This is a genomic window from Aeromonas sp. s5 (genome assembly GCF_040907865.1).
Lineage (GTDB): Bacteria > Pseudomonadota > Gammaproteobacteria > Enterobacterales > Aeromonadaceae > Aeromonas > Aeromonas dhakensis.
Map to the genome: position 1 here is coordinate 1 of NZ_JBFOCO010000033.1, position 21,685 is coordinate 21,685.

A 21,685-nucleotide genomic window follows, 5' to 3' on the forward strand; every position below is an offset into this window, starting at 1 on the left:
GGGTGGCTTGCCTGCAGGGGAGGCTATTTGATCAGCGGCAGCAATATGATACGAAACGCCGGATGGCTGGCAGGAGGGCTATTTGATTAACGCCAGAATGGATCGAAATGCCGGATGGCGGCAATCGCCCAGCAGCTCGTAGAGGCACATCTCCACCGAGGTGAGTTCGGCCCCGTGTGCCGCCAGCTTGTGGATGGCGAGCTCCCGGTTGGCGGTGCTGCGCGACGACACCGCATCCACCACCAGCGACACCTGGCTGCCCGCGTCCAGCAATCCCAACACCGTCTGGTAGACGCAGATATGGGCCTCGATGCCGCACACCAGCCAGTGGCTGACGCCCTGGCGGGCGAGGGCGTCGGCCAGTACCGGTTCCCCCAGGGCACCGAAGCTGTGCTTGGCCAGCACAAGATCGCCTGCCTGCATCAACTGCAGCTCGGGCACGGTGGCCCCGAGCTTGTCCGGGTTCTGCTCCAGCCAGACAACCGGCAGGCCCAGCAGTCTGGCCCCCGCCACCAGCCTGGCGGTGTTGGCGATGAGGGCATCGCTCCCCTCGACCAGACGGGCCAGTTTGCCTTGAATATCGACGACCAGCAGGCCGGTGTTCGTGGTGGTCAGCATGGATACTCTCCCGGATCAGAGTGAAACAGTGGCACCGAGTGGGCGGGCGAGGGAGGCGCGCGACTGGTTCCACAGATAGATGAGGGTCAGCGCGATGACGGTACCGATCGGAAAGGCGAACAACTGCAGGGCAACGAAGCACCAGAAGACCACCTTGAAGGCCGTCACCTGTTCGGTGAGCCCGCGGTAGGCCACATAGTTGAAGGCGAGCACAAACAGGGCGATGGCGGTTGCCAGGCCAAGGCTGAGACTCTGCGACGGCGCCATGTCAGCCGGGTGGAGCGGACTGACCGTGACGACGGCCCAGGCGACGAAGGCGATCATGGCCAGGGAGAACAGAGTGGCAAGGATAAAGATGGCCTTGGCGAGCAGATGTTGTTTGGGGGTCATGAATACTCCTTGAATAGGGGGGGGTCGTGCTCCCTGCTGGTGGGTTAGCGAACTCTCCATGTCGTTCGCGACTGACAAGGTGACGTATAAAATATGAGTCACGGCACTGTGTCGATAAGGCATAAACCTACCGGCAGGGCCGGAGCAGGTCAAAAATAAAGTAATTCAAATTGTAAATATAGTGATGGAAATGTCACTATGACAATAAATGAGTAGCTAGGAAGAGGCAATCTTACTAACGCTTTTCTATTGGCCGATCAGAATGACAAAATATTGAAAAATATATTTATTTTATGAGTGATTATTGGTTTTTAATCTGGCTATATATTTAACAATATAGGCTGGCTTCTTAACTTTCTTGCTGTTTATATTAAGAGTGGCTTGTCAATTGATTGACGTTAGTACGATATTGAGTAATACAGATGCTAATGCAAAACCATAATTCAATAAGTCTATTTTATATGTTGTGATATGTAAATGTTTGGCTTTACACCAATCGCATTCATTCTTTTCTTCCAAGACTCTAAAGAAAGTAGAAATTGAATAGAGTTGAACTCCGTGATTTTGTTTACTTTTTGTGTAAAAATAAACCATAGCGATGCAGTCTCTATTTTTCGATCTTTAGATAGTGAGTTATTTATATGAAGCTCTATAGATGTTAATGATTGCACTATATTGTAAATAAGGGAGCTAGAGTCATCTGATATTTTGACTGATATAGCCTCTCTTTTATCTTTGTCATATAGGTCGGCAATTTCAACTTTATAGTCACGGGCTGTGACAGTCATTGATTCAACATTTTCTGTTTTTCTGTCAAGAAGTTCATAGTTATATTTTTCACACATTTTCTCATTAAAGAAAAACTCTCTATATAGAATTTTATTGAGAGTGTTTGAATTATTTCTTTTTATTTCACATTCTTTATCACTTTTCCATTTTTGATACTCACTTTCATAGAGGTTATCTCTATATGAATATGAGATATTCTCAAGCGATTTTTTAAGAAGTTGCATAAAGGTATTATTGAATATATACCAGATCCCTCTTTTCAATATGTACTGGCTTTCGTGTAATTGAAACGAAAACTCAATGACTTCTCTTAGCGCTCTAGTACGTCGCCCCATTAGGTCGCAAGTAGACTTTATTTTTATATCACATAGAGGAATATTTTCATCGAGTTTCTTTATGTATTCTGATACGCCATTTTTATTTAGACTGTCACCTAATTTTTCTCTGGTATTTTCTGGTCCTCTTCCATCCTTTATATATATGTCATAATCAAAATTAATTGACTCTAGTCGAATATTACAACCAGTTACTTCAAATTCTGATAATGAAAATTCAAATTGATCTTTTCTTATTGCGGTTAATAAATGGCCATCCAATTCATCTCTGAAAAGTGAGTCTCGTACAGTCTCTAGTTTTGGGAGATGTATCACCTCATTGTGTGACATATGCTGCTCTATTCTATTTAGTAGTTCCTCTATATCTGTCGGAATGATATCTGAACTAATTTGAATCGAATCTGAAAATATAATATTCTTATCACCCCAGATATCAACTTTGGATGCTTTAAGTTTAAGGTGGTCTACTGACTCTCCAGGGTCATAATTGTTTTTTATGAATCTTATATAAGAAGATAACTCTCCGGTTTTTACACTTGAAAAATAAGTGCTCTTCTTTAATAAAATGGTTTCTTCATCTGCTATTCTCACCGCAAGATTGATCCCAAAGTCTCTATCTATAAACTTATTAAGATGGAAGTGCGACTTTCCTAAGCTAACCAAATAAGCATGTTTTGCTTTTAGTGACTTTGGTTCTGATATTAGAAGAGCATAGTAAAAAATATTCCTTGGCTTGGAGCTATTATCAATTAAATATTCTTTATAAGCATCTGCCCACCATACATCATGTCCTATAGGGTTTTCTGAAAAATAGAATGTTGATGTAAAATTATTTGTTATTTTAGTTTTTTGTTTCACTAGTTCAGTTTTACTGAGACCCTGAATTAATCTAGATAGATTTGATGTACTAATTCTATAAATGTTGTACGTGATACTCATTGTCAAACTCCGTGAAGGTTATCAAAACTTGTTCATTGGTAATATATAGTAGTTATTTTTTTTGTAATATTACATAGACGTTGCTATTAGATATTAGAGGGTAAAAGAAACTAGACTTTAGTTTAAAAAATATACGCTACCGCCCCTGAATGACGCCTCCAGTATGTACCTTATTCTGCGTGTTGAGCCTGACTACGCGCACCTGTCCCTGACGCAAAATGGTACCGAATGACCACAATAAGTCACTTGAGGCCGGCTTGGGGAGGGGGTCAAGCAATAACTGTGTGGTTTATCAAAGATTTCTTGTTTGGGTACCCAGCAAGGTTGAAAGCCGGGGTTAGCAAGCATCCGGCAAACCTTGCCCGGTTTTGTTGCTTGGCGAAGAGAAACGGCTCTGTTATGGTGTGCTTAATTAGCCGTTTGGATGGCTAGATGGTTGTGGTGATTCAAGCCCGACTCTGCCATCGAGCCAGCCGTTGAGATCTTTACAGGGAGTTTTTATGCAGCGTCGTTCCTTCTTTGCCCTTTCCGCCCTGGCCCTGCTGGCCGGAACCCTGCCATTGGCTGCACTGGCCGCCGATCCAGCCAAACAGGAGATAGTCATCGGCACCACTGTGGGGGATTTTGCCGACATGGTGACCGACTCCATCAAGCCGCAGCTCGAAGCCAAGGGCTATCAGGTCAAACTGGTGGAGTTCACCGACTACGTGACCCCCAATATCGCGCTGGCCGACGGCTCGCTCGATGTGAACTGCTTCCAGCACAAGCCCTATCTGGAGAGCTTTGCCAAGGATCGGGGGCTGTCGCTCGCCCCCATTACCCAGGTACCGACCGGCCCCATGGGGCTCTATGCCGGCAAGCTGGGAGATCTGAAGGCGGTGCAGGAGGGGAGCACGGTGGCCATACCGAACGACCCCACCAATCAGGCGCGGGCGCTGCTGATGCTGCAGGATCTGGGCTGGCTGACCCTCAAGGAGGGGATCAACCCGCTCAAGGCGAGCGAGTTCGACGTGGTGAAAAACCCACACAACCTCAAGCTGGTGCTGCTGGAGGCGGCCCAGCTGCCCCGCTCGCGCGAAGACGTGGACTTCTCAGTCATCAACGGCAACTTTGCCGCCTCAAGCGGCATTCCCTTCAGCTCAGGCCTGTTCCTTGAGCGCAGCTACGACTTCATCAACTGGGTGGTGGTAAAAAGTGCCGATGCGGACAAGCCCTTCGCCAAAGATGTGGCAGAGGCCTACAACTCGGCCGCCTTCAAGGCCTATGCCGCCAAGCGCTTCGTCGGCTACAAGTACCCGCAGGGGTGGCAGGGCGCGAGCGCCAGCAACTGAGCCACCACGGCAGAGAGCAGAGAACAACAACGGGCACCCGCAGGTGCCCGTTTTTTGTATCGTGCGGATGTTAGTAACGGCGCAGCCACCAGCGCACCGCGAACAGCGAGGTGAGGCTGCCGAGCAGGGCACTCGCCAGCACATCCAGCGGCCAGTGCATGCCGATCAGCATGCGCGACAGGCCGACACCGATGGCCCACAGCGGCAGCAACCAGGCGCCGGCGGGGGCGCGCGCCAGCCAGATCAGGCCGAAGAACTGGGCCAGGCTCATGGCGGCGATGCTGTGGCCGGAGGGGAAGGCGTAGTTCACCTCCGCCTGCCAGTGGTTGGCGAGCCACTCGGGCAGCGCCAGCAGCTGGCTGGCCGCATGGACCTGTTCGCTGCGCACCTCCACCTTGCCGGCGTAGAACTGCTGGATGGCGGGGATCAGGTTCTGGCTCTCCAGCCAGAGCAGGTAGGGGCGGGGCTCCTCGGTCAGGTGCTTGATCAGGCTCTTGATGAGCCAGTCGCCGGCCAGCACGGCAAACAGGGCGGCGCCGAGGGCCAGTAGTGCCGGCAGGCTCAGCGTCAGCTTGTGTCGGGTCAGCAGCAGCAGGGCCAGGATGCTGACGCCGATGCCGGGCACATCCACCATGCGGGTAAGGGCGTAGGGCCACCAGAGCCAGTTTGAGTGCAGGGCCTGGCTCATGAACGGTTGCCAGGGCAGGCAGACCAGCAGGAGCAGCGGCAGGATCAGGGCGGCACTGAAACAAAGCACCTGGCGGCGCGGCAGGGAAGAGGCGTGAGTCGGCATAACGGGGCTCGGCAAGGTGCCCATTCCTGGGCAGAAAAAAAGAGGCGTCATTCTGCCAGCCCAACCCGGTCGGTCAAGTCGCGCCCCGCTCCCTGTAACACGGGGTTACAAATGAGTGTGATGATGGTCTGATTGTTGACCAGGGTCCGCTGATGGCGGGGGCGGTCAGCAGATATTGCCCGGGCAGGGCGCTTCATCGGGCGCAGATGAGGCAACAGCGCACCCACCCCGGCAGAAAGTCGCGGCGACGGCCGCGTATGGGTGAATAAGCATCTGAAACTTCGGTCTGTTTGGGCTAGAATGGCGCGCTTGTGGCCGCTAGCGAAGTGAGAGAGCCCGATGAAGATCGTTGTTGATGAGAATATGCCCCACGCCCGTGAGTTGTTTGCCGAGTTTGGCGAGGTCGTCCCGCTGCCCGGCAGGCAGATGCAGGCGGCGGATCTGCAAGAGGCCGACGTGCTGCTGGTGCGCTCCGTCACCCGGGTGGACGCAGCCCTCTTGGCCAGCTGCCCGCGACTGAGCTTCGTCGGCACCGCCACCATAGGCACCGATCACGTGGACAAGGCGCTGCTGGCCGAGCGGGGCATTCCCTTCTTCAGTGCCCCCGGCTGCAACAAATATTCGGTCGGCGACTATGTGCTCTCCGCCCTGCTGGTGCTGGCCGAGCGCCATGAGCTCAACTTGAACGAGATGAGCCTCGCGGTCATCGGCGCCGGCAACACCGGCGAGTGCGTGGCAGGCAAGGCCGAAGCCCTCGGCATGCGGGTGCTGCGCTGCGATCCGCCCCGTGCCCGCGCCGCCGAGGCCAACGAGGCGGCGCAGTTTGTCGATTACCAGCAGGCCCTTGAGGCCGACATCGTCAGCTTCCACGTTCCCATTACCCGTCAAGGGCCGGATGCCACCTTCCATCTGCTGGATGCGGCGCAGATTGCCGCCCGCCCGGCCAGGCAGATCCTCATCAACGCTTCCCGCGGCGAGGTGTGGGACAACCAGGCCTTGCTGGCGCGCCAGCAGAGCCAGACGCCGCTGCGGCTGGTGATGGACGTGTGGGAAGGGGAGCCGGAGCCGCTGCAGGCCCTGGTGCCCCACACCGAGCTGGCGACGCCGCACATCGCGGGTTACAGCCTGGAGGGCAAGGCCCGTGGCACCTGGATGCTCTATGAGGCGCTCTGCCGGCAGCTGGGGCGCACGCCGCGCCAGGATCTGCAGAGTCTGCTGCCCATCCCCGAGGTGCGCGAGGTGACGCCGGGCCAGCCGGCGGATCAGGCATTGATCAAGCAACTGGTCCACCTTGTTTATGACGTGCGCCGTGATGATGCCCGTTTTCGCAACCGGCTCGGTGTGGCGGGCAGCTTCGATGAGCAGCGCAAAGATTATCCGGAGCGGCGCGAGCTCTCGGCCCTGCAGCTGAAGGGGCCGTTTGCGAGCGATGCCCTGGCCCGGCTCGGGTTTGTCTGCCAGCCCGGCTGAACGCTCTACATACTTGAAGGGGGGGAGCCTTGTCCCGCCCATACCCGGTCTGGCTGACGCCAGACCCGCTATCAGGCAGGTCCGCCTGCCAGCGGTGATGCCAGCGCGCGTCACCGGCACCATCATAGGAGAGAACAGCAGTGAGTCAGCAATTCAACGTAGCGGTATTGGGCGCCAGCGGCGCCGTGGGCGAGGCGATGATCGAGATCCTGGAAGAGCGTGCCTTCCCGGTCGCCACCCTCTATCCGCTGGCCTCCAGCCGCAGCGCCGGCGACACGGTGCGCTTTGCCGGCAAGAACGTCGAGATCCTGGACGTGGAGGAGTTTGACTGGAGCCAGGTGCAGATCGCCCTCTTCTCCGCCGGGGCCGAGGTCTCTGCCAAGTGGGCGCCGATTGCCGCCGAGCACGGCTGCATCGTCATCGACAACACCTCCTGCTTCCGTTACGACGAAGAGATCCCGCTGGTGATCCCGGAAGTGAACCCGGACGCCCTGGCCGATTTTCGCAACCGCAACATCATCGCCAACCCCAACTGCTCCACCATCCAGATGCTGGTGGCACTGAAGCCTTTGCACGATGAGGTGGGTATCGCTCGCATCAACGTGGCGACCTATCAGTCCGTCTCCGGCTCCGGCAAGGAGGGGGTGAGCGAGCTGGCCGGCCAGACCGCCCATCTGCTCAACGGTCGTCCGGTGGAGCCCAGCCTCTACCCGCAGCAAATCGCCTTCAACCTCATTCCGCAGATCGACAGCTTCACCGACAACGGCTACACCCGGGAAGAGATGAAGATGGTGTGGGAGACCCAGAAGATCCTGGGGGATGCCAGCATCGCCGTGAACCCCACCTGCGTGCGGGTGCCGGTCTTCTACGGCCATGCCGAGGCGGTCCACGTCGAGCTGCATCAGCCGCTCGACGCCGAACAGGTAAAAGAGCTGCTGCGCAGTGCGCCGGGCGTCACCCTGTTTGACGACGAGCATGACTATCCGACCCCGGTGCGCGATGCAACCGGCAAGGACGAGGTACAGGTGGGCCGGATTCGCCAGGATATTTCTCACCCCTGCGGTATAAATATGTGGATCGTGGCCGATAACGTTCGTAAGGGCGCGGCGACCAACAGCGTGCAGATTGCCGAACTGCTGGTGCGCGATTACCTCTGATCGGCGAGCTCATGGGCCTGGCGGGGAGGGATGCCCGCCAGAGATGGCACTGCCGAGCGCGAGGCAGATGTGACCGGGGGCGCACAGTGCGACTTCTGGAATGTTTCGCGATATCAACTGATTAAGTTTTTTCCTACACTCAGGGGCAAGTTGGGTGCTAAATGTGTCGGACTGCTGGCTTGCAACCTGAGCCTGATTTATATTGAACCGACTGTTTTGGGGTAACTATCCAGATTTTTCAATGTGATAGGGCCGTCATACGAAGGAACGAATATGGGACATTCCCGCATAACATTGGCAACGCTACTCGCATTGGGTCTGCTGGGCATGGCCCAGGCCGAAGACTCGACGCGGGAGCCCTTTTTTGTTGAGCTCAAAGGCCCGGACGAGCCGGCTCCGCCCGCCGTCAATTCCCAGCCGCTGGCACAACCCGTCGCCACTCCCAGCGCCACGCCCCAACCCAGCCGAGCGACGGCCCAGCCCATCGTGCGGCAGGTTGCGAGCAATGCCGGCAGTTATGGTCCCATTCGTCCCACCGACACCCTCTGGAGCCTGGCGAGCAAGTACCGTCCCTCCAGCAGTGTCAGCGTCTACCAGACCATGGTGGCGATCTACGAGAAAAACCCCCGCAGTTTCGCTGACGGCAACATCAACCACATTCTGGTGGGCTCGCGCATCCTGCTGCCCACCGCCGCCGAGGCCAGCGTCATCACGGATGCCGAGGCCCGCGCCAAATTCCGCAGTGACAACGCCAGCTGGAAAGGGCTGAGCCCGAAATATCTGGCCAACAAGCATGTTCAACCTGCCAAACCGGTGGCCACCAAGCCGGCCCAGCCCAAGGCGACCCCCACCAAGGCAGCCGAGCCGACCAAGCCCGAGGTTGCCAAGGTAGCGCCCGCCAAGGCGGCGCCCATTCCGGCTCCGGCACCCAAGGTGGAGGCGCCCCAGCCGGCCACCGAGGTCAAGGAGGTCGCCAAGGCCCCCGAGCCGGTCGCGAGCCAGGCCGCGGCAACCAGTGCCGCCACCGCCAGTGCACCGGCCCCGCTGCCGGCCGACCTCGACAAGCCGGTCGGCAAGCCCTCCACCGAGATGGCGCTGGCGCTGGAAGATGCCAATGCCCAGCTCGGTCAGGTCACCGAGATGAACCACAGGCTCAAGCTGCGACTGCAGTCGCTGACCGAAGAGGTGGAGACCCTCAAGGCCCAGCTGCAGGATCAGACCGCCCTGCAAAAAGAGATTGCCGAGCTCAAGGCCAAGCCGGTTCCGCCGGCGGCGCCGGCCCCCGAGCCCAAGCAGAACTGGCTGATGGACCTGCTCTCCTCGCCGCTCAACCTCGCCATGATCATCCTGTTGCCTGTGCTGCTGGTGCTGGCGCTGGTGACCCTGTGGCTGCGGGCCCGGGCTCGCCGCGAGCTGGAAGAGCAGGAGAAGAGCCTGTCCGAATCCACCGCCATGGTGATGGATCAGGAGAGCAGCGAGTTTGACGAGCTGATGACGGTCGGCATCACAGATGACGAACCGATGCGGCCGACACCGGATCTCAACACGCCCGATGGCTACATGGCGGTGGAAGAGCCCGCCGCGCCGGCCGATCTGGTGTTCAGCGACGATGGCGAGATGGATCTGGCCAGCTTCGATGCCGAGCCGGCACCGGCCGCCAAGGCCGCCATCCGGGATCCGGATCTGGTGCCCGATCTGGATCTGGCCCATGACGATCCCATCACCCTCGACACCGAGCCGGATCTCGATCTCGCCAGCGAGTTCAATCCCAAGCCCAAGGCCGACAACGAGGTCATGAGCGAAGAGGAGCTGCAGGCTGCCCTGTTCGCCGAGCTGGATGCGGATCTGGAGGCCGACCTGACGCTGGATGGCGCCGATGACGGCCAGCCGGACGCCGAGGCGGTGGTGAGCGATGAGGAGCTCGCCTCCTTCGATCTGAGCGATTTCGAGACCGCCTTTGCCGAACCGGGGGCCGACCAGGCTGCCGCTGCCGGCGCCGACGAGATGCTGGCTGAGCTGGGGCTGGAGCCCGAGCCGGTCAAAGGTAAGAAAGAGGCAGAACCGGATTGGGATCCCAACGAGATGGCCCTCTCCGATTTTGAGGATGCCTTCGCCGAAGTGGAACCCCATCAGGGCGAGGTCAAGCCGCGCGAGCAGGCCCAGGAGAGCGGTTATGTCGAGATCGACAAGCTGCTGGCCGAGGCCGATGCCACCACCACGGAGCAGGAACCCTATCAGGGCTTCTCGCTGGATGTGGGGCTGGATGGCTTCCCCGAGGTGCTGCCGGAGTCCACCGGATTTGACGTGGATGCCGACGATGGCGGAGTGGGGGCCAAGCTGGATCTGGCGCGCGCCTACCTCGAGATCGACGACAAGGACAGCGCCCGCGAGCTGCTGCAGGAGGCGGCGGAGCAGGGCACCGAGCATCAGCGGGCCGAGGCCGAGAAGCTGCTCAAGCGCCTTGGCTAGGTAGCCACAGCACCATGATGACAGCAGGGGCAGCCGACGGGCTGCCCCTTCTTTTTGGCGCCTGGTCTGGCCTGGGCGCTGCGATTTGGGATTTTTGAGGCGAGATGGGTATAATCCGCCCCGTTTCTTTCACCGCATCCTTTCATCAGAAGACAAGTTTATCCATGCGAATTGCCCTAGGTATTGAATACGACGGCAGCCGGTATTTCGGTTGGCAGCGTCAGCGCGAAGTGATCAGCGTACAGGAGGAGCTGGAGAAGGCCCTCAGCCGGATCGCCAATCACCCCGTCTCCATCCAGTGTGCAGGACGCACCGATGCCGGCGTCCACGCCACCGGCCAGGTCATCCACTTCGATACCGATGCGAACCGTGCCGAAGGGGCCTGGACCCTGGGGCTCAACTCCAACCTGCCGCCGGATATCGCCGTGCGCTGGGTCAAGCAGGTGGACGAGGGGTTCCATGCCCGCTTCAGCGCCACCGCCCGTCGCTACCGCTACGTCATCTACAACCACAACTACCGGCCGGCCATCCTCGGCAGCGGCGTCAGCCACTACCACGAAGCGATCGACGCGACGCTGATGCACCAGGCGGGCCAGTGCCTCCTGGGTGAGCAGGACTTCAGCTCGTTTCGGGCCGTCGGCTGTCAGTCCAAGACCCCGTGGCGCAATGTGACCCACCTGTGCGTCAGCCGCCAGGGCCCCTATATCGTGCTGGATATCCGGGCCAATGCCTTCCTGCACCACATGGTGCGCAACATCACCGGCTCCCTGCTGCTGGTGGGGCAGGGGCTCAAACCGGTGGAGTGGGTGGCCGAGGTGCTGGCGGCCCGGGATCGCAACCTGGCAGGCCCCACCGCCAAGGCGGGGGGACTCTATCTGGTGGACGTGGATTACCCGCTGGAACTGGGCTTGCCGCGGGTGCCGCTCGGCCCGTTGTGGCTGCCGGACTCGGCACCGGGTACGACCAGTTTTTAGTAACTGGGCCCGAAAATTTGTGGTTTAATGATCCGTCATTTATTGCCATCGAGCTATTAAGTCATTGAACAATCTAGGCTCGATGCGTTTTGTCAGGCACAAAAGCATTAAGGAATTCCATGAGCTGGCTTGAGAAGATCCTTCCCAAGAGCAAGATCACTGCCCCGCGTCGCCACAACATTCCGGAAGGGGTGTGGACCAAGTGCAGTGCTTGTGAACAGGTGCTCTACCGGGCAGAGTTGGAGCGCAATCTCGAAGTGTGCCCCAAGTGTGATCATCATATGCGCATCAGCGCCCGTGCCCGCCTCGAGAGCTTTCTCGACGAGCAGGGCCGCACCGAAGTCGGTGCCGAGCTGGAGCCGCAGGATGTACTGAAATTCAAGGATTCCAAGCGCTACAAGGATCGTTTGTCAGCCGCCCAGAAGGATACGGGCGAGAAAGATGCGCTGGTGGTGATGAAGGGGACTCTCAAGGGGGTGCCGGTCGTCGCCTGTTCGTTCGAGTTCTCCTTCATCGGTGGCTCCATGTCCTCCGTGGTGGGCGCCCGCTTCGTGCGCGCCGTCGAGGAGAGCATCAAGGAAGGTCGCGGTCTGGTCTGTTTCTCCACCTCGGGTGGTGCCCGCATGCAGGAGGCGCTGTTCTCCCTGATGCAGATGGCCAAGACCAGTGCGGCGCTGGACCGCCTCTCCAAGGCCGGTCTGCCCTATATCTCCGTGCTGACCGACCCCACCATGGGTGGCGTCTCCGCCAGTCTGGCCATGCTGGGTGACATCAACGTGGGCGAGCCCAAGGCGCTGATCGGCTTTGCCGGTCCCCGCGTCATCGAGCAGACCGTGCGCGAGAAGCTGCCGGAAGGCTTCCAGCGCTCCGAGTTCCTGCTGGAGAAGGGTGCCATCGATCTCATCATCGACCGCCGCGACATGCGCAACCGTCTGGCCAGCCTGCTCGCCAAAATGCTGAATACTCACGTCATCGAAGAGTGAAGATGAGTTCCAACATGCAACAATCCCAAAGCCGGTCGCTGGTCGACTGGCTTTCTTATTTGGAGCAGATCCACCCGGTCAACATCGACATGGGGCTGGATCGGGTCGGCGCCGTCGCCCGCCGCATGGGTCTTACCCAACTGCCGTTCAAGGTGATCACGGTGGCGGGCACCAACGGCAAGGGCTCCAGCTGCGCCATGGCGGCCAGCATACTGATGGAAGCCGGTTACAAGGTCGGCGTCTACTCCTCCCCCCATCTGCTGCGCTTCACCGAGCGGGTGCGGATCAACGGGGCCGAGCTGGCCGACCGCGATCACTGCACCGCCTTTGCCGAGGTGGAAGCGGCCCGCGGCGAGATAGCCCTTACCTTCTTCGAGTTCGCCACCCTGGCGGGCTTGTGGCTGTTCCGCCGCGCTGCGCCGGATGTGCTGCTGCTGGAAGTGGGGTTGGGCGGCCGGCTCGATGCCACCAATGTGGTGGAGTCCGATGTCGCCATGATCACCTCCATTGCGCTCGATCACTGCGACTGGCTGGGTGATACCCGCGAGGCGGTGGCGGTGGAGAAGGCGGGCGTGTATCGCGCCGGCAAACCCGCCATCAGCGGTGAGCCCAACCCGCCCGTCACCATCGCCAGCGAGGCTGCCCGCCTCGGTGCCTGCCTGCGTCAGGTCGGCATCGATTTTCGTGGCGATGAGCACGAAACCGGCTGGGATTATCACGGCCTTCATCAGTGGCGCGACCTGCCCAAACCGGCTCTGCCGCTGATGAACGCGGTCACCGTGCTGGCGGCGCTGGAGTCCCTCGGCCTGCCGCTGCCGGAAGAGGCTATTCGGCAAGGGCTGGCCAATGCCCGGCTGGCTGGCCGGATGCAACAGTTGCAAAGCGCGCCGCTGGTCATCGTCGATGTGGCCCACAACCCCCATTCGGCGGCCTATCTGGCTGCCCAGCTGCGCAAGTTGCCTTGCACCGGCGTGCGCCGCGCCGTGGTCGGCATGCTCAAGGACAAGGACATGGCGGGGTCGCTTGCCGAGCTCGATGGCCTTATCGGCGAATGGCATCTGGCCAGCCTGACCGGCCCGCGAGCGGCGAGCGCGGCCCAGCTGGCGGCGGCCCTTGGCAGCGAGCGGGGGCCGGCGACCACCTTTGACGACGTGGGGCAGGCCTATGCTGCCGCGTTGGCCGCATCGAGTCCTGATGATATGGTCATTGTGTTTGGTTCGTTTTACACTGTCGCCGACATTCTGGCGGGTGGCGCCGTCTAGGCCACACCCCGGCTCCCCGGCCCTTTGGCGGGGAGCCAGATCGCATATTGAGTTACGTAAAGGTAGGATTCAACTTGGCCTCTAAGTTTCAAAACCGTCTGGTAGGGACCGTCATCCTGGTGGCCCTGGTAGTCATTTTTCTGCCGGATCTGATGGACGGCCACAAGCTGGAGCAGAAGGAAGAGGCGTTTGCCAAGATCCCGCTGCGCCCCGAGCTGGAACCCGCCAAGCCCGCCTTGCAGGTATCGGCCGCCAGCACCCTGCCGGCGGAGCATCTGGCCAGCCAGCAGCAGGCGTCGGCTGCCGAACAGTGGCAGGTGGAAGAGGTGCCCGAGCCGGTCACCCTGGGGGCCAAGCAGGGCCAGCCGCAGGTGCAGCAGCCGGCCGCCAAGCCGGTGACCCAGCCGGTTACACCACCGGTAGTCAAGCCGCAGCCCAAGCCTGAAGTGATCGCCAAGAAGCCGGTGGAGCAGCCCAAGCCCAAGGTGGTGCCGCCCAAGCCGGTAGAGGTGCAAAAACCGGTGGAGAGCAAGCCGCAGGCGGGCCAGATCAGGTCGATGGACGATCTCATCGCCAGCAAGATGGGGCAAGCGACCACGACCGCAGCCCCGGCGCCCCCGGCCCAGGGCAGCTGGATCCTGCAGCTTGGCGCCTTCAAGAACGTCGACAGCGTCAACGCGCTGGTGGGCAAGCTGCGGGCGGCGGGTTACTCGGCGCACACCTCGCCGCGCACGCCGGTGCAGGGTCAGCTCAACCGGGTCTTCATCGGACCGGATGTCTCCAAGACCAAGCTGCAGGGCATGCAGAGCCGCATCGGCCAGATGACCGGCCTGAGTGGTTCCGTGGTGGCTTACAACCCCTAAGAGGGACCACAAGATAAAAAAATACCGCGCTTCATTCTGGATGGGCGCGGTATTTTTTTAGATGCATTTCACCGGTTTGGGCAGGCCGCCAATCTTGGTGGCCTGCTTGGCGGGGCCTTCCGGGAACAGCTTGTAGAGGTAGCGGCTGTTGCCCTTCTCGGGGCCGTATTGCTTCTCCATCGCCTTGACCAGGGCGCGAATGGCGGGGGAGGTGTTGAACTCCAGATAGAAGGCGCGCACGAAACGCACCACTTCCCAGTGCGGCTCCTCCAACACTATGCCTTCCTGCTCGGCCAGTACCAGTGCCAGCGCCTCGCTCCAGTCGTTGCTGTTGAGCAGATAACCCTTGGCATCGGTCTCGATGAGTTGGCCGTTGAATTCCAGCTGGTGATGCTCGGACATGGTGGGCTCCTTGTGGCCTGTCAGGATTGGGCGGGCATGGTAGCGCCTTGTTCCCGGGTGAGCAACCGGCTCTCGTTGGCCAGGGCGAGCAATTCGTCCGCCAGCTGGCTGATGAGGTTGAGCTGCTGGGTCAGCATCAGCTGCTCCTCGCTGCTGTCCGGGGTGATGACCGGGCACTGCCCCTCGATCTGCTCCGGCATCTCTCCCGCCAGATGGCCCGCGGCCCGCTCCAGGGTGTGGCTCAGGTGGCGGCTGATCTCGTCCAGCTCGCCGATGGCCTCCAGCTTGTCGCGATGGGCGCCGAGCGCCGAGATGTAGGAGAGCAGGGCATGGTTGCGCCAGGTGAGGGTGAAGCAGAGGTCGAGGAAACGACGGCGCTTTTGCGGCTCCACCAGCATGCTCTGCCAGGCCATGGCCAGCTCGCTGTCCGCCAGATGGGCGCTCTTGCGCGCCACCCGGTAGTCGAGTGACTCATCCCGCTGCTGCTGCAGGCTGGCGAGCACCGCCGAGAGGTAGCGGGCGTTGGCGGAGAGCGAATTGGCGATCAGGGTCGGCAGCCGTTTGTACTGCCAGTCCGGCCAGAGCCAGGCCACCAGGGCGTAGGAGAGCAGGCAGCCGAGCAGGGTATCGAGCATGCGCGGCCCCAGGATGGCGAAGCCGATGCCGTCTAGCAGGTTGAACGCCATCAGCACGTAGAGGGTGATGAAGCAGACCGCGGCGCTGTAGTTGCTGCGCACCTGGGTGAAGAAGAGGAAGGCGGCCAGCCCCATCACCACCAGCTGTACGTGCAGTTCGGGGAAGAGCCAGAGCACCGGGATCCCCACCAGCAGGCCGGCGAAGGTGCCGAGCATGCGCTGCACCAGTCGGCGGCGGGTGGCGCTGTAGCTGGGTTGGCAGACGAACAATACGGTCAGCAGGATCCAGTAACCCTTGTCCAGCTGGAAGGCCTGCAGAATGCCGTAGCCCACCACCAACCCGAGCGACAGCCGCAGGGCATGGCGAAACACCATGGAGTTGGGGGTCAGGTGCTGTCTGAGCTGGGTCAGCAGTGGCAGGCGGGCGGGCCTGGCCAGGGGCGGCAGGCTCTGCGGGGCCTGCTCGGGGTTTTGCAGCTCCTCGGCGCTTTGCAGCAGCTGGTTGATGCTGGCCAGGTTGCGGCGCAGAAACTTCATCGGCGTCAGCAGAGTTTTCGGGTAGTGCTGCTTGAGGTGAGTGAACTCCAGCTGATCGCCGAGGGCCTCCAGCGTCCAGTGGATGCGCTTGTTGTGGGCATAGGGCTTGTGTACCAGGATGGCGTAGCCGAGCCGCTGGCACGCCTCGGAAAGCTGCAGGAACACCTCCTGGAAGCCATCCAGCACGATGCCCTGCTTGAGCTCGGCTTCCAGCTTGCTGTAGGGGTAGTGGCTGGAGGTGGCCCGCTCGTGGATCTCCAGCGCCAGCAGGTAGAGGCGCAGCAGGCTGGCCAGCTCGGGGGAGGCCCGGTGACGGGTGCTGAGGCGGGCGTTGAGGGCCGACTTGGTGAGCGTCAGGGCATTGACCAGATTGATGTTGAGCTGGGCCAGGTTGTGGCGAATGGCTTGGGCGCCGTGCTCGTCGGCCGGAAAGAAGCGGGATTTTTCCAGCAGATAGCGGGAGAGGGCAAAGTAGCTCTGGGCCAGCTGCTCGTGCAGGGTCTTGTAGGGCAGCAGCCAGAGCCAGACCAGCGACACCAGGCCATACCAGAGCGCTCCGGCGCCGAGGGCCAGCGGCTGATAGAAGAGATCCGGCGCCTTGGCGGCCCCCAGCATGGTGTAGATGGCGATAAGCAGGGAGCCGAAGCTGATGGTGGCGTAACGCTGACCGAGTGCCCCCACCATCACGAAGATGAAGGTGGAGCTCGCCAGCCCGATGGCAAACAGCCAGGGGGTGGGGAAGAGGTACTGCACGCAGAGGGAGGCGAACAGGAAGCAGAGCAGGGTCATGGCGAGGTTCTTGACCCGGCCCCACAGGCTGTCGTCGGTCTCGGCGATGGCGCCGGCCACCACCCCGAGGGAGAGCAGCACGGTGAGCTGGATGTCGCCGGTCGCCAGAGTGAAGGCGAGCAGCCCCATGATGGCCAGCAGCACCTTGAGGGCGAAATAGATATGACTGTCAGTCAGCAGCCGGCGCAGCAGGCCAGAGAAATCCGTGGGCATGGGAGAGCGCAACCCTTGAGCGAAACGAAAGCGAGAGCATAACCGGTCAACAACGAAACGGCCCTGATTTGGATCAGGGCCACTTCGCTTCATATCCTTGATTTGCAACTTATCCTGACAGAAACAGGCACCAATAAAAACCCCGCCGAAGCGGGGTGTTTGATTAGTTGCGGTTGCCGCCAAGCAGGCTCAGCAGACTCAGGAAGATGTTGTAGATGGAGACGTACAGGGTGACGGTGGCGGAGATGTAGTTGGTCTCGCCGCCGCGCACGATCTGCTGGGTGGTCAGCAGGATGGCGCCGGAGGAGAACAGCATGAACATGGCGGAGAGGGCCAGGCTCAGGGCGCTCATCTGCAGGAAGATGTTGGCTATCATGGCCACCAGCAGCACCCAGAAACCGACGAACAGCATGCCGCTGATGAAAGAAAGATCACGCTTGGTGGTCAGGGCATAGGCCGACAGACCGAAGAAGGTGAGCGCGGTGCCGCCGAGCGCGGTCATCACGATCTCGCCGCCGCCGTTGTTCATGTACATGTTGATGATGGGGCCCAGGCTATAGCCCAGCAGGCCGGTCAGGGCGAAGGTGAACACCAGCCCCATGCCGTTGTCACGATTCTTCTCGGTCAGGAACATCAGACCGTAGACGCCGATGAGGAAGATGGCCCAGTGCAGGGGCGGCATGTTCATCACGGTGGCGACTCCGGCCACCACGGCAGAGAAGCCAAGAGTGAGGGAGAGCAGCATATAGGTGTTGCGCAGTACCTTGTTGGTATCGCGCGCGGCACTCTGGGTGCCGGTATAGATAGAACGGGTATCCATCTTGGGTGTCCTCTTGGTTTCCTGGGTGAGACGGCAACGCCGCCTCGTTAACGCATTGTATGCACTGAATGTCGGGATGACGAGCGCTGATTTCAAGCCCCACCCCAGCCTGTTGCCCCCTACTATCCCAAATCAAATATGTATTGCATATGAACAAGGGGCTGACGTAGTATGCACGCCGTTCGGAGGGGTGGCAGAGCGGCTGAATGCACCGGTCTTGAAAACCGGCGATGGGCGACCATCCGTGGGTTCAAATCCCACCTCCTCCGCCATCTTCAGAAAATCCCCGGCAACCTGGTTGCCGGGGATTTTTGCTATGCGGATTTGACCATAGAACGAAGGGACCGTGATTCCCCCCCTGCGCCTTTAACCGCGGATGGCCGCCGAGTGCTGGCAGCTTGCAAAGGCCGTGAGCGGGGGGCTCTCCAGAGTCAAGGCCTCCGCCTGATGCAGCATGCGGCTTATCAGGTCCACCATGATCTCCAGATCGAGCTTGTCCAGCCACTCACGAGCCCAGAGCAGGGTTGTGTGTTCATCCGTGCTGCTAAGCTGCAGCACCGGCCAATCGGCCATATTGGCCAGCGATGTTGCCTGAACGTTCCCCAGTGGAATGAACAGGGTAACCAGCTGATCCCGCTGCCGGACATGGAGGCTGAACGCGCCGACCGGGATGTCCAGTCCATCCCCATGCAGATACTCCTGTGGCAGTGAGAGATGGCGGCAGAGGGCAGATAGCAGGGCATTGAACATCATCGGGACTCCTGACTGGTGTTATCAAATACGGACTCGGTGGGCGGCCAGAGATTGGCGATCGGGGGCCTGTCCGGTGTGCCGACCAGACGAGCGCCGATGGTGGCGGCCCAAGGATCGATAACCTTGGCATTAGGGCCCCAGCTCTGGGGCTTGGAGAGTTCACTCCCTTCGGCCCGGCCGATCACCACGAAGCAGTGGGTCTGGGAGTGCCCCTGAGCGCCACGATGGGCCAGTACTTCGATCCGCTGATCGCTGTTGTGGCGCAGCAGCTCGGCCGCGGCCGAGTAGGCCAGGGTTGAACAGCAACCCGCTTTGGCTTCATCCACCGCCTTGGCGATGTTCTCCATGGTACGCAGTGAGATGGGCTGCTTGTGACGAGTTATCTGAATGGCGGCCATGTTGGCGCTGTTATTGGCGCGCTGATTGGCGGCCAGACGTTGTGGATCCTGTCCGAAGGCATTGAGCTTGCCAATGATCTTCTGGTACGACGGGTTGCTCGGCTGCACGAAGGTCTGGGCGTCGGTGCAAGCGTAGCTGCCCAACTTTTCCAGGCCCGCCATGCTCCGTTGCAATAACGTCTGTGCTCCGCCGCTGACCACGCGAGTGGTCTGTTGCTGGGGTCTGGCGATGGCACCCTGCTCCGCCAGCGCCTGTTTCAACTCGGTCAGACGAGAGCCACGGGCCGCCACCTCCTTGGGGTGATGCTGCTCCCAGTGCTGGATGGCGTCTTGTACCCGCTGCGCCCTGCCTGCATCTGGAGTGGTTTGCAGTTGGCGCAGCGCATGAATGACACTCTTCAGGTCGCCGCTCTGAAAATGGCCGATGCCCCGCTGTACCGATTGCTCAAACAGTGTGTTCCCCCGAGCCAGCAGAGGACTGCCCTGGGATGATTGGGAAGAGACGGGGGCTGGCTGAACGGGTCCCCCGATGGCAGATAAGGCCATGCTGTTGTTCCTGAAATAGCTGACGAGTACGAATCATAACGAGTCATGGGGGTGTGCTATATCAATCCGCGGTCGGGGATTTGTCAGTTTTTCGGGTCAGGGGGGCTGCGTTTACCACTGCGGACCTTCACTCTGGCGCCACTGCTCCAGCCAGCGCAGTACTTCGGCGGTCGCCTCTATCTGATCGGCGGGGATGTAGTTATTGATCAGGGCATCACGATAGAGGGCACGGGCCAGCGGAATGCGCTGCAGCACCGGAATCCCCTCCTCCTCGGCAATCTTGCGCACCAACAGTGCCTGGGCATCGGTGAACTTGAGGGTGACCACCGGCAGCGGGGTCTCCCCCCGCTCATAGCGAATGCCGATGGCGATATGGGTCGGGTTGGCCACGATGACCGAGGAGCGCTTCACGTCGGCGCGCATGTTGCTCGATTGCAGCTCTTGGTGGAATTGGCGACGCTTGCTCTTGATCTCGGGGCTCCCCTCCATCTCCTTGTACTCCCGTTTCACCTCATCCTTGCTCATCTTGAGCTGCTTGATGTGTTGATGATGCTCGAAGGCATAGTCGGCGATGGCGATCACCACGAAACCCATGGCGCAGACCGCCATAAGTTGGCCCAGCATGCCTCCCAGCACAGGGGTGATGCAGCTCATGCCACAGCCGGGCAGTTGCAGCATGGCCTGCAGGTTACCCTCTATGGTGACCCACACCAGCAGGCTCAAGAGGCTCACCTTGAGCAGCGATTTGACGAATTCCATCAGACTCTTGATGGAGAAGATCTTCTTGGCCCCCTCTACCGGATTGATCTTCTTGATATCGGGCTTGATCGATTCGCCGCTCAGCAGAAAGCCGTACTGGGCGATGTGAGAGACGAGCACCACCAGCGCCGAAACCGCCAAAATGGGGATGCAGAGGTAGGCGAGCTCCTGCAACAGATTCTCGACCACGTGGTTGAGGGCCTGACTGAAGGGGAGATTGAGGTGGGACTCCGGGATCAGCATCAGCTTGCCCAGATGCTCGAGGTAGTAATCGGACATCGCCATCAGCATGCCGACCAGGCTCAGGATGATGGCGGTGGAGACCACCTCCTTGCTCTTGACCACCTGCCCCTTGTTGCGGGCATCGCGCAATTTCTTGGCGGTGGGCTGTTCGGTCTTCTCGCCGCTCATCGTGGCTCCAGTATGGGAGCAAGCAGCCGCAGGGGATCCATCACCGCCAGTACCTGCCCATAGGCGTGATCCATCATCAGCTTGATGTAGATGACCAGCAGCAGGCTGGCGATGGCGCTTTTGATCGGCATCGCCAGTACGAAGACGTTGAGGGAGGGGGCGAAGCGGCTGATGAGAGCCAGCCCGAATTCGGCCAGAAACATGGCGATCAGGAGCGGCGCCGCCAGCAGGGCACAGAGTAGCAACATCTGGCTGAACTGGCTGTAGAAGAAGCTCACCCAGAGATCGCCGATGGCGGGAAAGAAGCGGGTGACCGGCCAGCTGGCATAGCTCTGGAACAGGGCCGAGAGCAGGGCGAGAAAGGCGCCTCCGGAGAAGAAGAGGGTGATCAGGGTCTGGGTCAGCAGCAGGCCGGTGGGGCTGGTCTGGCTGGCGAGACTCGGGTTGAAGAGCGAGGCCATGGCCGCACCGCGCTGGTTGTCTACCAGAAAGCCGCTTGCCTCGACGGCCCAGAAGGGGATGGCGGCGACAAAACCGATCAGCAGGCCGAGCAGTACCTCCTTGGCCACCAACAGGGCCAGATCGAGGGCATCGATGGTGGGGGGCAGGGTGTCGGCCACCATGGGATAGGCGAATAGCGCCAGCGAGCAGACCACGCCGTTGCGGATCATCGCCCCCCCCAGCATCTGCTTGCTGAGCACAGGCAGCATGACGAAGCAGCTGATAAAGCGTGGCAGCAGCAGGGTGTAGGCCAGCATCTGGCCCTGCAGACTCTCGAAGGTCATTGGATCTGCGGTACCTTGAGCAGCACCATGTCGGCAAAGCTGTAGAGCTCGTTGCCAAGCCAGGCTGTGGTGGCAAACAGGGTGATCACCACGGCGACGAGCTTGGCGACAAAGCCCAGCGTCTGCTCCTGGATCTGGGTCAGCGCCTGCAGCAGCGAGACGAGGGTGCCCACCAGTGCGGCCACCAGCACGGGGGGCATCGAGAGGATCAGCACCAGCCAGAGGGTCTGGCTGGTGAAGTGAAGAATATCGGCGTGACTCATG

20 protein-coding genes and 1 tRNA gene are annotated in these 21,685 nt (G+C 59.9%); 9 read left to right on the forward strand and 12 right to left on the reverse strand.

Annotation, left to right across the window (positions count from 1 at the left end):
* Positions 1-78: 78 nt before the first annotated feature.
* The 3 genes from AB5Y94_RS19265 to AB5Y94_RS19275 all read right to left on the reverse strand — a co-directional run bounded on the left by AB5Y94_RS19265 (position 79) and on the right by AB5Y94_RS19275 (position 3,071).
* Positions 79-618, reverse strand: a complete 540-nt coding sequence (locus tag AB5Y94_RS19265) for an isochorismatase family protein (RefSeq protein ID WP_368206340.1) — start codon at positions 616-618, stop codon at positions 79-81.
* 15 nt (positions 619-633) lie between these two features.
* Positions 634-1,008 carry a hypothetical protein gene (locus tag AB5Y94_RS19270; RefSeq protein WP_054544569.1) on the reverse strand — a complete coding sequence of 125 codons (375 nt, stop codon included), beginning with the start codon at positions 1,006-1,008 and terminating at the stop codon, positions 634-636.
* Between the two features lie 452 nt (positions 1,009-1,460).
* Entirely contained in the window at positions 1,461-3,071 is a 1,611-nt protein-coding gene (locus tag AB5Y94_RS19275) for a DUF6119 family protein (RefSeq protein WP_213343611.1), read from the reverse strand.
* Between the two features lie 500 nt (positions 3,072-3,571).
* Here AB5Y94_RS19275 and AB5Y94_RS19280 point away from each other — a divergent pair, with 500 nt between their 5' ends.
* The gene (locus tag AB5Y94_RS19280) at positions 3,572-4,402 is read left to right on the forward strand and encodes a MetQ/NlpA family ABC transporter substrate-binding protein (protein WP_017764173.1); all 831 of its coding nucleotides are present in this window, start codon (positions 3,572-3,574) and stop codon (positions 4,400-4,402) included.
* 70 nt (positions 4,403-4,472) lie between these two features.
* Here the strand turns inward: AB5Y94_RS19280 and AB5Y94_RS19285 are convergent, their stop codons facing one another.
* Positions 4,473-5,195 carry a phosphatase PAP2 family protein gene (locus AB5Y94_RS19285; protein WP_042049471.1) on the reverse strand — a complete coding sequence of 241 codons (723 nt, stop codon included), beginning with the start codon at positions 5,193-5,195 and terminating at the stop codon, positions 4,473-4,475.
* A 339-nt stretch (positions 5,196-5,534) separates the two neighbouring features.
* On the opposite strand from AB5Y94_RS19285, the gene AB5Y94_RS19290 reads away from it, so the two are divergent.
* The 7 genes from AB5Y94_RS19290 (at position 5,535) to dedD (ending at position 14,373) form a co-directional block, all read left to right on the forward strand.
* Positions 5,535-6,665, forward strand: a complete 1,131-nt coding sequence (locus AB5Y94_RS19290; protein ID WP_095592482.1) for a 4-phosphoerythronate dehydrogenase — start codon at positions 5,535-5,537, stop codon at positions 6,663-6,665.
* A 140-nt stretch (positions 6,666-6,805) separates the two neighbouring features.
* The gene (locus AB5Y94_RS19295; RefSeq protein WP_095592483.1) at positions 6,806-7,822 is read left to right on the forward strand and encodes an aspartate-semialdehyde dehydrogenase; all 1,017 of its coding nucleotides are present in this window, start codon (positions 6,806-6,808) and stop codon (positions 7,820-7,822) included.
* Positions 7,823-8,095: 273 nt separating this feature from the next.
* On the forward strand, positions 8,096-10,291 hold the full coding sequence (locus tag AB5Y94_RS19300) for a FimV/HubP family polar landmark protein (RefSeq protein WP_368206341.1): 2,196 nt from the start codon (positions 8,096-8,098) through the stop codon (positions 10,289-10,291).
* Between the two features lie 164 nt (positions 10,292-10,455).
* Complete coding sequence (gene truA, locus AB5Y94_RS19305; protein ID WP_010633596.1) at positions 10,456-11,265, forward strand: tRNA pseudouridine(38-40) synthase TruA; 810 nt, start codon at positions 10,456-10,458, stop codon at positions 11,263-11,265.
* A 119-nt stretch (positions 11,266-11,384) separates the two neighbouring features.
* On the forward strand, positions 11,385-12,248 hold the full coding sequence (gene accD, locus AB5Y94_RS19310; protein ID WP_005302503.1) for an acetyl-CoA carboxylase, carboxyltransferase subunit beta: 864 nt from the start codon (positions 11,385-11,387) through the stop codon (positions 12,246-12,248).
* A gap of 2 nt (positions 12,249-12,250) precedes the next feature.
* Positions 12,251-13,510: a bifunctional tetrahydrofolate synthase/dihydrofolate synthase gene (gene folC, locus AB5Y94_RS19315; protein ID WP_368206343.1), complete on the forward strand. Its 1,260-nt coding sequence runs from the start codon at positions 12,251-12,253 to the stop codon at positions 13,508-13,510.
* Between the two features lie 74 nt (positions 13,511-13,584).
* Positions 13,585-14,373 carry a cell division protein DedD gene (dedD, locus tag AB5Y94_RS19320; RefSeq protein ID WP_201891324.1) on the forward strand — a complete coding sequence of 263 codons (789 nt, stop codon included), beginning with the start codon at positions 13,585-13,587 and terminating at the stop codon, positions 14,371-14,373.
* Positions 14,374-14,430: 57 nt separating this feature from the next.
* Here the strand turns inward: dedD and AB5Y94_RS19325 are convergent, their stop codons facing one another.
* From AB5Y94_RS19325 to AB5Y94_RS19335, 3 genes are all read right to left on the reverse strand, one after another.
* Positions 14,431-14,775, reverse strand: a complete 345-nt coding sequence (locus AB5Y94_RS19325; RefSeq protein ID WP_011706490.1) for a TusE/DsrC/DsvC family sulfur relay protein — start codon at positions 14,773-14,775, stop codon at positions 14,431-14,433.
* 20 nt (positions 14,776-14,795) lie between these two features.
* Positions 14,796-16,949: a YccS family putative transporter gene (gene yccS / locus AB5Y94_RS19330; protein WP_201891325.1), complete on the reverse strand. Its 2,154-nt coding sequence runs from the start codon at positions 16,947-16,949 to the stop codon at positions 14,796-14,798.
* A 163-nt stretch (positions 16,950-17,112) separates the two neighbouring features.
* The gene (locus tag AB5Y94_RS19335) at positions 17,113-17,769 is read right to left on the reverse strand and encodes a Bax inhibitor-1/YccA family protein (RefSeq protein ID WP_368206344.1); all 657 of its coding nucleotides are present in this window, start codon (positions 17,767-17,769) and stop codon (positions 17,113-17,115) included.
* Between the two features lie 184 nt (positions 17,770-17,953).
* On the opposite strand from AB5Y94_RS19335, the gene AB5Y94_RS19340 reads away from it, so the two are divergent.
* Positions 17,954-18,041, forward strand: a tRNA-Ser gene (locus tag AB5Y94_RS19340).
* 94 nt (positions 18,042-18,135) lie between these two features.
* Here the strand turns inward: AB5Y94_RS19340 and AB5Y94_RS19345 are convergent.
* The 5 genes from AB5Y94_RS19345 to ascS form a co-directional block, all read right to left on the reverse strand.
* On the reverse strand, positions 18,136-18,522 hold the full coding sequence (locus AB5Y94_RS19345) for a hypothetical protein (RefSeq protein WP_005302490.1): 387 nt from the start codon (positions 18,520-18,522) through the stop codon (positions 18,136-18,138).
* Entirely contained in the window at positions 18,519-19,466 is a 948-nt protein-coding gene (locus AB5Y94_RS19350) for a hypothetical protein (protein WP_005302487.1), read from the reverse strand. Before AB5Y94_RS19350 ends, AB5Y94_RS19345 begins: the two co-directional genes overlap by 4 nt.
* Before the next feature lie 111 nt (positions 19,467-19,577).
* Positions 19,578-20,636, reverse strand: a complete 1,059-nt coding sequence (ascU, locus tag AB5Y94_RS19355; RefSeq protein ID WP_368206345.1) for a SctU family type III secretion system export apparatus subunit AscU — start codon at positions 20,634-20,636, stop codon at positions 19,578-19,580.
* Positions 20,633-21,421, reverse strand: coding sequence for a type III secretion system export apparatus subunit SctT (gene sctT / locus AB5Y94_RS19360; protein ID WP_368206346.1), 789 nt, complete (start codon positions 21,419-21,421; stop codon positions 20,633-20,635). Before sctT ends, ascU begins: the two co-directional genes overlap by 4 nt.
* Positions 21,418-21,684 (reverse strand): SctS family type III secretion system export apparatus subunit AscS, encoded by a 267-nt coding sequence (ascS, locus tag AB5Y94_RS19365; protein WP_005302482.1) that lies wholly within the window; start codon positions 21,682-21,684, stop codon positions 21,418-21,420. The genes sctT and ascS overlap by 4 nt, the downstream gene beginning before the upstream one ends.
* Position 21,685 lies beyond the last annotated feature (1 nt).

Coding starts and splice junctions, on each gene's coding strand:
- AB5Y94_RS19265 (WP_368206340.1), bottom strand. CDS start 618: ATGCTGACCACCACGAACACCGGCCTGCTGGTCGTCGATATTCAAGGC.
- AB5Y94_RS19270 (WP_054544569.1), bottom strand. CDS start 1,008: ATGACCCCCAAACAACATCTGCTCGCCAAGGCCATCTTTATCCTTGCC.
- AB5Y94_RS19275 (WP_213343611.1), bottom strand. CDS start 3,071: ATGAGTATCACGTACAACATTTATAGAATTAGTACATCAAATCTATCT.
- AB5Y94_RS19280 (WP_017764173.1), top strand. CDS start 3,572: ATGCAGCGTCGTTCCTTCTTTGCCCTTTCCGCCCTGGCCCTGCTGGCC.
- AB5Y94_RS19285 (WP_042049471.1), bottom strand. CDS start 5,195: ATGCCGACTCACGCCTCTTCCCTGCCGCGCCGCCAGGTGCTTTGTTTC.
- AB5Y94_RS19290 (WP_095592482.1), top strand. CDS start 5,535: ATGAAGATCGTTGTTGATGAGAATATGCCCCACGCCCGTGAGTTGTTT.
- AB5Y94_RS19300 (WP_368206341.1), top strand. CDS start 8,096: ATGGGACATTCCCGCATAACATTGGCAACGCTACTCGCATTGGGTCTG.
- truA (WP_010633596.1), top strand. CDS start 10,456: ATGCGAATTGCCCTAGGTATTGAATACGACGGCAGCCGGTATTTCGGT.
- accD (WP_005302503.1), top strand. CDS start 11,385: ATGAGCTGGCTTGAGAAGATCCTTCCCAAGAGCAAGATCACTGCCCCG.
- folC (WP_368206343.1), top strand. CDS start 12,251: ATGAGTTCCAACATGCAACAATCCCAAAGCCGGTCGCTGGTCGACTGG.
- AB5Y94_RS19325 (WP_011706490.1), bottom strand. CDS start 14,775: ATGTCCGAGCATCACCAGCTGGAATTCAACGGCCAACTCATCGAGACC.
- yccS (WP_201891325.1), bottom strand. CDS start 16,949: ATGCCCACGGATTTCTCTGGCCTGCTGCGCCGGCTGCTGACTGACAGT.
- AB5Y94_RS19335 (WP_368206344.1), bottom strand. CDS start 17,769: ATGGATACCCGTTCTATCTATACCGGCACCCAGAGTGCCGCGCGCGAT.
- AB5Y94_RS19345 (WP_005302490.1), bottom strand. CDS start 18,522: ATGATGTTCAATGCCCTGCTATCTGCCCTCTGCCGCCATCTCTCACTG.
- AB5Y94_RS19350 (WP_005302487.1), bottom strand. CDS start 19,466: ATGGCCTTATCTGCCATCGGGGGACCCGTTCAGCCAGCCCCCGTCTCT.
- ascU (WP_368206345.1), bottom strand. CDS start 20,636: ATGAGCGGCGAGAAGACCGAACAGCCCACCGCCAAGAAATTGCGCGAT.
- sctT (WP_368206346.1), bottom strand. CDS start 21,421: ATGACCTTCGAGAGTCTGCAGGGCCAGATGCTGGCCTACACCCTGCTG.
- ascS (WP_005302482.1), bottom strand. CDS start 21,684: ATGAGTCACGCCGATATTCTTCACTTCACCAGCCAGACCCTCTGGCTG.